At 63.1% G+C, this 6581-nt stretch carries 8 protein-coding genes; 4 read left to right on the top strand and 4 right to left on the bottom strand.

Annotated features, from left to right (window positions below; genetic code table 11):
- Nucleotides 1-123 (top strand): DUF6124 family protein (locus tag BFP92_RS32150; RefSeq protein ID WP_239694311.1); only part of this gene is annotated, 123 nt, incomplete at its 5' end.
- A 156-nt stretch (nucleotides 124-279) separates the two neighbouring features.
- Here BFP92_RS32150 and msrA read toward each other — a convergent pair.
- Nucleotides 280-786 (bottom strand): peptide-methionine (S)-S-oxide reductase MsrA, encoded by a 507-nt coding sequence (gene msrA / locus BFP92_RS23965; RefSeq protein ID WP_065931406.1) that lies wholly within the window; start codon nucleotides 784-786, stop codon nucleotides 280-282.
- Nucleotides 787-993: 207 nt separating this feature from the next.
- Here msrA and BFP92_RS23960 point away from each other — a divergent pair, with 207 nt between their 5' ends.
- Entirely contained in the window at nucleotides 994-2055 is a 1062-nt protein-coding gene (locus BFP92_RS23960) for an alpha/beta hydrolase family protein (RefSeq protein ID WP_065931405.1), read from the top strand.
- Between the two features lie 131 nt (nucleotides 2056-2186).
- Here BFP92_RS23960 and cynS read toward each other — a convergent pair whose 3' ends face one another.
- Together cynS and BFP92_RS23950 are read right to left on the bottom strand one after the other, a co-directional pair.
- Nucleotides 2187-2657, bottom strand: coding sequence for a cyanase (gene cynS / locus BFP92_RS23955; RefSeq protein ID WP_017136972.1), 471 nt, complete (start codon nucleotides 2655-2657; stop codon nucleotides 2187-2189).
- Between the two features lie 31 nt (nucleotides 2658-2688).
- Entirely contained in the window at nucleotides 2689-3330 is a 642-nt protein-coding gene (locus tag BFP92_RS23950; protein ID WP_065931404.1) for a carbonic anhydrase, read from the bottom strand.
- A 111-nt stretch (nucleotides 3331-3441) separates the two neighbouring features.
- Between BFP92_RS23950 and cynR the strand changes: the two genes are divergently transcribed.
- Nucleotides 3442-4338, top strand: coding sequence for a transcriptional regulator CynR (gene cynR / locus BFP92_RS23945; RefSeq protein ID WP_065931403.1), 897 nt, complete (start codon nucleotides 3442-3444; stop codon nucleotides 4336-4338).
- 26 nt (nucleotides 4339-4364) lie between these two features.
- Here cynR and BFP92_RS23940 read toward each other — a convergent pair whose 3' ends face one another.
- Nucleotides 4365-4988 (bottom strand): helix-turn-helix transcriptional regulator, encoded by a 624-nt coding sequence (locus BFP92_RS23940; RefSeq protein WP_204839903.1) that lies wholly within the window; start codon nucleotides 4986-4988, stop codon nucleotides 4365-4367.
- Nucleotides 4989-5083: 95 nt separating this feature from the next.
- Here BFP92_RS23940 and BFP92_RS23935 point away from each other — a divergent pair, with 95 nt between their 5' ends.
- Entirely contained in the window at nucleotides 5084-6511 is a 1428-nt protein-coding gene (locus BFP92_RS23935; protein WP_065931402.1) for an MFS transporter, read from the top strand.
- Nucleotides 6512-6581 lie beyond the last annotated feature (70 nt).

Raw genomic sequence — 6581 nt, 5'->3', positions numbered from 1 at the left:
CTGCTCGACCTGTCAGAAGACTTGACCGGAAAACAGCGCGACGTGGCGCTGGCGATTCACCAGTTGAGTGAGTTGGGGGTGTTGCTGATGGACAGGCTGCTGGAGCGCGAGGCCGCCGGCTAACGCTGATGATCGTTCCCACGCTCCGCGTGGGAATGCATCCCGTGACGCTCCGCGTCACATTGCGCAGGCCTTAAAATAGGCGTCGACAGCTGGACGCTGAGCGTCTGAGGCGGCATTCCCACGCGGAGCGTGGGAACGATCATTGCCCGGCGCGCCTCAAGCCCGCTTCGGCAGCTTCCAGTTCGGCCGAATAAAGTGGCAGGTATACCCATTCGGTATCCGCTCCAGATAATCCTGATGCTCAGGCTCCGCCTCCCAGAACGGCCCGGCCGGCTCAATCTCGGTGACCACACGGCCCGGCCACAGCTTCGACGCGTCCACGTCGGCCGCCGTATCTTCGGCAATATCGCGCTGCTGCTCACTCAAATAGTAAATTGCCGACCGATAGCTCGGCCCCGTGTCATTGCCCTGGCGGTCAGGCGTGCTCGGGTCGTGGATCTGGAAAAAGAATTCCAGTATCTGCCGATAACTGATCACCGCCGGGTCAAACACGATCTCGATCGCTTCGGCATGGTTGCCGTGGTTGCGGTACGTGGCATTCGGCACATCGCCGCCGGTGTAGCCGACGCGCGTTTGCAGCACGCCAGGGTAGCGCCGCAACAGGTCTTGCATGCCCCAGAAGCAGCCGCCGGCAAGGATGGCGGTTTCGGTCGGGTTGGTCATGGTCTGCGCCCTCAGTGGATACGAGGGTAGTTATGGGGCTGGGTTGGCCAATACCAAGGTGGCACAGGCGATTAATCTCAAACACTAACAGACGAACTGGCCAGCGAAACGATCTCCAACGGGGCGGTATTAACTGCAAACAGGGGATGTGCAGACCACAGGGTTTCAGGTGATGATTCGCCACCTAAATCAAGGACGATAACAACAATGAAAACCGCTCTACACGCCCTGTTCCTGCTCTGCCTGACCACACCCGCCTTCGCCGACGGAAACCCGGTCGGTTTCAAAACCACCACCCTGCCCGATGCGCACAACAATCGCCCACTGGAGCTGGTGGTCTGGTACCCCGCGACCACCACGGCCAAACCCACGCTGATCGCCGACAACGCGGTCTTTATCGGCGCCCTCGCCGTGCCCGACGCGCCGCCGGCTGCGGGCGAGCATCCGCTGGTGGTGCTGTCCCACGGTTACGGCGGCAACTGGGGCAAGCAGGTGTGGCTGGCCAGTGCATTGGCGCACAACGGTTACATCGTCGCGGCGGTCAACCACCCCGGCACCACCACCAAGGACCGCAACCCGCAAACGGCCGCGCAGCTATGGCAACGCCCCGCCGACCTGAGCCGCGCCATCGACGCGTTGCTGGCTCAACCCAAGCAATTTGGCGCGGTGGCGAACCAACAGATTGCCGCCGTCGGCCATTCACTCGGCGGCTGGACCGTGCTGGAAATCGCCGGCGCGCGCTTCGACCCTGACCTGTTCAGCCGCGACTGCGCCGCACACCCGAAGTTGGGCGGTTGCATCGGCTACCAGGAGATGAACCCCGCCGCGACGCCCGAAGGCGAAGCCCGGCTGGCCGCGGACTTGAGCGACAAGCGCGTCACCGCCATCGTGTCTCTGGATCTGGGCCTGTCACGCGGCATGACCGACGCCAGCCTGGCGGCATTCAAGGTGCCTGCGCTGGTTATCGCGGGGGGCGTGCCAACCGAGGATATGGACCCCAACCTGGAATCCGCCAACCTGGTCAGGCGCCTGCCAAAAGCCTCGACCCAGTACGTGGAAATCAGCGACGCCACGCACTTCAGCTTTATGTCGATCTGCAAACCGGGCGCAATCGCGTTGATTGAGGAAAGCTCGCCGGGCGATGGCATGATTTGCCGCGATGGCGAGGGTGGGCGGCCACGGGCGGTGATTCAGCAGCAGGTGGTGGGGTTGATTACAGGGTTCCTGGCGCGGACGGCCCCTAACGAAAAGCCAGGTCTGCACCCATAAAAAGCGCACCGTATACGATGCGCGAATGGATCAAACCCGGTAAAGGCACCGCGTAGCAGGGTTCAAGGCAGCGCAAATAATGTGGCTGCCATAGCCCAACCCCTTGCAGCGCCGGGCCGTCACTCAGCTGATCAGAACGGTTTGGTCGGCAGGTACTTGCCATCCAGGGTGATCACGGCGCGGGAGCCACCGTCCGGGTCTTCAACCTTTTTGACGTCGAGCTTGAAGTTGATCGCGCTGATGATGCCGTCGCCGAACTTCTCGTGGACCAGCGCCTTGAGCGTGGTGCCATAGACCTGGATCATTTCGTAGAAGCGGTAGATGGTCGGGTCGGTCGGCACGCCGTTGCCGATGCTGCCGCGCACCGGGATGGTTTGCAGCAGGAGCACGGCATCCGCATCCAGGCCCAGGGTGTCGGCAACGGCTTGAGCGGCGCTGGCGGGCAGTGGGTGCTGGCCGAGCAAGGCGGCGGTGACGAAGGCTTCGTGCAGGCCGGTGCCTTCGGCGATCTGCGCGAACGACAGGTCTTTGCGGGCTTTGGCCAAGAGGATGACGTCGGTGAGGGCAAGGCGAGTGGTCTGGCTGATTTGCGACTGGATCATGGGGTTATCTCCGTGGGTAAAAAGTTGGGTATTAGTAGGAAACGGCGCGTGCGGTCGGGTTGTCGGCAAGGGCGACGAACTGGCCGGTGCGGCCATCGAAGGCCTGGATGCAGCCGCTTTCGATGTCGTAGACCCAGCCATGCAGGGTTACGCGTTTTTCTTCGAGGGCCAGGCGCACTGAAGGGTGCGTCTGGATATTGGCCAATTGCGCGATCACGTTTTCGCGCACCATGGCGGCGACTTTGGCGTGTTGGTCAACATGCTGGCGGGCCTCGTTGACCACCCGGCCGGAGTCGGCGTAGCGCAACCAGCCGGCCACGGCGGGCATGTGGTCAAGGCATTTGCAGGTGGCGATGGCGGTCATGGCGCCGCAATCGGAATGCCCGCAGATCACGATGTCGCTGACTTGCAGGGCGGCGACGGCGTACTCCACCGAGGCCGACACACCGCCCGGCTCGGGGCCGTAGGACGGCACGATATTGCCGGCGTTACGGATCACGAACAGGTCGCCCGGCTCGCGCTGCGTGACCAGTTCCGGCACCAGACGGCTGTCGGAGCAGGAGATGAACAGTGCCCGTGGGCTCTGCTGGTTGGCCAGGTCTTTGAACAGGCCGGCACGCTCGGGGAAGGCGCTACGTTGAAACTTCAGGAAACCGTCGATGATGGCTTGCATGGGTGACTCCTTTGGTTCGCGATGCGATGAAGCAAAGGTTACGCAGCCCCTTAAATAAGGTAAAAGTCTCATATATGATCAAGCACATCAGATAATCTTATGAGTACAAGCATGCTGGCGCGCCATATCCATTACTTCCTTGCCGTCGCAGAGCATCAGGGCTTTACCAGGGCGGCGACGGCCCTGCATGTCTCGCAGCCGGCGCTGTCGCAGCAAGTGCGGCAGTTGGAGGAGAGCCTCGGCGCGCAGTTGTTTGATCGCTCAGGGCGCAAGACGCGTCTGACCGACGCGGGGGAGGTTTACCTGCGCTATGCGTTACGGGCGGCGCAGGAACTGCAGGAAGGCCAGCGTGCGATCCATGACGTGGGTGATTTGAGCCGCGGGACGCTGAGGTTTGCTGTTACGCCCACCTTCACCACCTACCTGGTGGGGCCACTGGTGGAAGCCTTTTACCGCCGCTACCCAAACATCACGTTGAACCTGCGCGAAGTCGCCCAGGAGCAGATGGAAAACCAGCTGCTGGCCGACGAGCTGGATGTGGGCATCGCCTTTGATCAAGCGCACGCACCCGACATCGACAGCTATCCCCTGCTGGTGGAAACCCTGGCGTTGGTGGTCGGCAACCAACACCCGCTGGCAGGCGAGGCAGCCATCGGGTTGCAGGCGCTCAATGACGAATCGCTGATCTTGCTCAGCAAGGCCTTCGCCACCCGCGAGCAGATCGACCGCTACTGCAACCAACACGGCATCCGCCCACGCGTGGTGATGGAGGCCAATGTGATTGGCGCATTGATCGAGGTGGTGCGCAGGACCACGCTGTCGACGCTATTGCCGGCCGCGATTGCACGGGCGCATCCCGAGTTGGCCGCGATTGAACTGGGGCCGCAACGGTTGCAGCGCACGGCGGTGTTGATGCTGCGCAAAGGGGTGTACCAGAGTGCGGCGGCGCGGGCGTTTATCGAGGTGGCCAAGCAAGTAGCAGCAGCACTAGGAGAAGGCCAGCGTTAGAACGCCACCGATTAAAGGTGGCGCGTTCAGTGAATCCGATAAGCACACCGTCGCGCGCCCAGCTGGATATGTTCCACGCGCTCGACCTTGGCCCGTAGCACCTGCTCGAACACCTGCAATTCTGCGCGGCAAAACCCTTGGCACGCGGTCGCCGCTGCGCAGATCGGGCAATGGTTCTCCACCAGGATCAGGGCGCCGTCCGGCTGCTCGCTGCACTGGGCCATATAACCTTCACGCGTGCGCAGTGCCGCAAGCTTTTCGACCCGCGCTCTAAGGCCGCGAACGCCTTGCATCTCACGTTCATACAACGCCAGGGTCTGGCGCTCGCGCACATCGATCAGACGCTCGATAGCCTCTTCACCAAAGGTCTCGCGCACGGTCTGCAACAGTTGCACGGTGAGTTCGGAATGGGTGTCGGGAAAGCGCGCGTGCCCCGCCGCCGTGAGCTGCCAGACCTGGGTCGGGCGCCCTACCCCACGCACCTCGGAGCGGGCCTCCACCAACCCACTGGCGGCCAGTTTCACCAACTGCTGGCGTGCCGCTTCACCGGTGGTGCCGAGGAACTCACCGGCATCACTGGCCAATTGTGGCCCACGGGTCTTGAGCAGGTGCAGCAAACGATCCGCCGGGGACACCGGCGAATATTCCAAGTCGTTTCTTGACAAAATAAACAGCCTCGTCGCAATATTCAAAGCAATTACTTGGCAAATTAACCCAAGCCTGCCAGCGGCACAAGGAATCGTCGATGCACACCCAAGACAGCAGCTGGAGCGAGTTGCTCCGGGGCAAGAATGCCCCCCGTTCCATCGCCCTCTCCGGCGGCATTGCGCTGTATGCCACCAACACCTATATCGCCACGACCATTCTGCCGTCGGTGGTCGCCGAAATCGGCGGTCTGGCCCTGTATGCGTGGAGCACCACCCTGTACGTGGTGGCCTCGATCATCGGCTCAGCCCTCACCTCCAAGCTGCTGCAACGTACCGGACCCAGGCTGGCGTATACCCTCGCCACGCTGATCTTTATGGTTGGCGTGCTGATCTGCGCCCTGGCGCCAAACATGCCGGTGATGCTGGTCGGGCGCTTGATTCAGGGGTTGGGCGGCGGCATGTTGCTGGCCCTGTGTTACTCGATGATCCAACTGGTGTTCGAAGAGCGTTTATGGCCGCGGGCGATGGCGCTGGTATCCGGCATGTGGGGCGTGGCGACCTTGGTCGGCCCGGCGGTCGGTGGTGTATTCGCCGAGATGGATGCCTGGCGTTTCGCCTTCGGCGCCATGGTGCCGATAAGCCTTGCCTATATGGTGCTCACCCACCGCGCACTTCCGCCACGCGACGCCACGGCGAGCACGCCAACCCGCTTGCCGGTACCGCAACTGGTGCTGTTGGCCGCCGCCGTGCTGGCCGTGTGCGCCGGCAGCGTTTCGGCGCTGCCGAGCTGGAACCTGCTGGGCATCGCGGTGTGCGCCGTGCTGGTGTATGCACTGGTCCGCCACGAATCCAACGCGACCCTACGGCTGCTGCCCAAGGACGCACTGAAGTTCGACGCCCCGCTGTGCGCGCTGTATGCAACCACTTGCCTGCTGGTGATCGGCATGAGCAGCGAGATTTTCATGCCGTATTTCCTGCAACACCTGCATGGCCAATCACCGTTGGTTGCCGGCTACATGGCGGCGCTGATGGCGGCCGGCTGGACCGTGTCGGAAATCCTCAGCTCCGGCTGGAGCGGCCGCAGCGCACAGCGTGCGATCCTCGCGGGGCCGCTGTTTATCGTGGCCGGGCTGGTGCTGTTGGCCATCACCACGCCGGTGGAAAGCCTGGGTGAATGGGCGCGGCTGGCGCCGATCTGCCTGGGGCTGTTCCTGGTCGGCTTCGGCATCGGCCTGGGCTGGCCGCACCTGCTCACGCGCATCCTGCAAGTGGCGTCGGAGCAGGACAAGGACACGGCCGCCGCGTCGATCACCACCTTGCAGCTGTTCGCCATGGCCCTGGGCGCGGCACTGGCCGGGGTAATTTCCAACGTGGCGGGTATCAACGACGCAACCGGCAATGCCGGCATCGCCAACGCGGCACTCTGGTTGTTTGCCCTGTTTACCCTGGCGCCGGTGCTGGCCTGGGTAATGGCGCGGCGGGCGACGCGGGTGAAGGTTGCGGCGGCGCAAATGACCCCGTCCTGACCACCGTCTACGCGCTACGCTTGGCGATCCAGCGGCGATACTGCCGCATGCGCAAAGCGTTGCCCAGTTG

It is taken from the genome of Pseudomonas sp. 58 R 3, from assembly GCF_900006605.1.
Taxonomy (GTDB): Bacteria; Pseudomonadota; Gammaproteobacteria; order Pseudomonadales; family Pseudomonadaceae; genus Aquipseudomonas; species Aquipseudomonas salomonii.
This window is presented reverse-complemented; position numbering and strand designations above follow the sequence as displayed.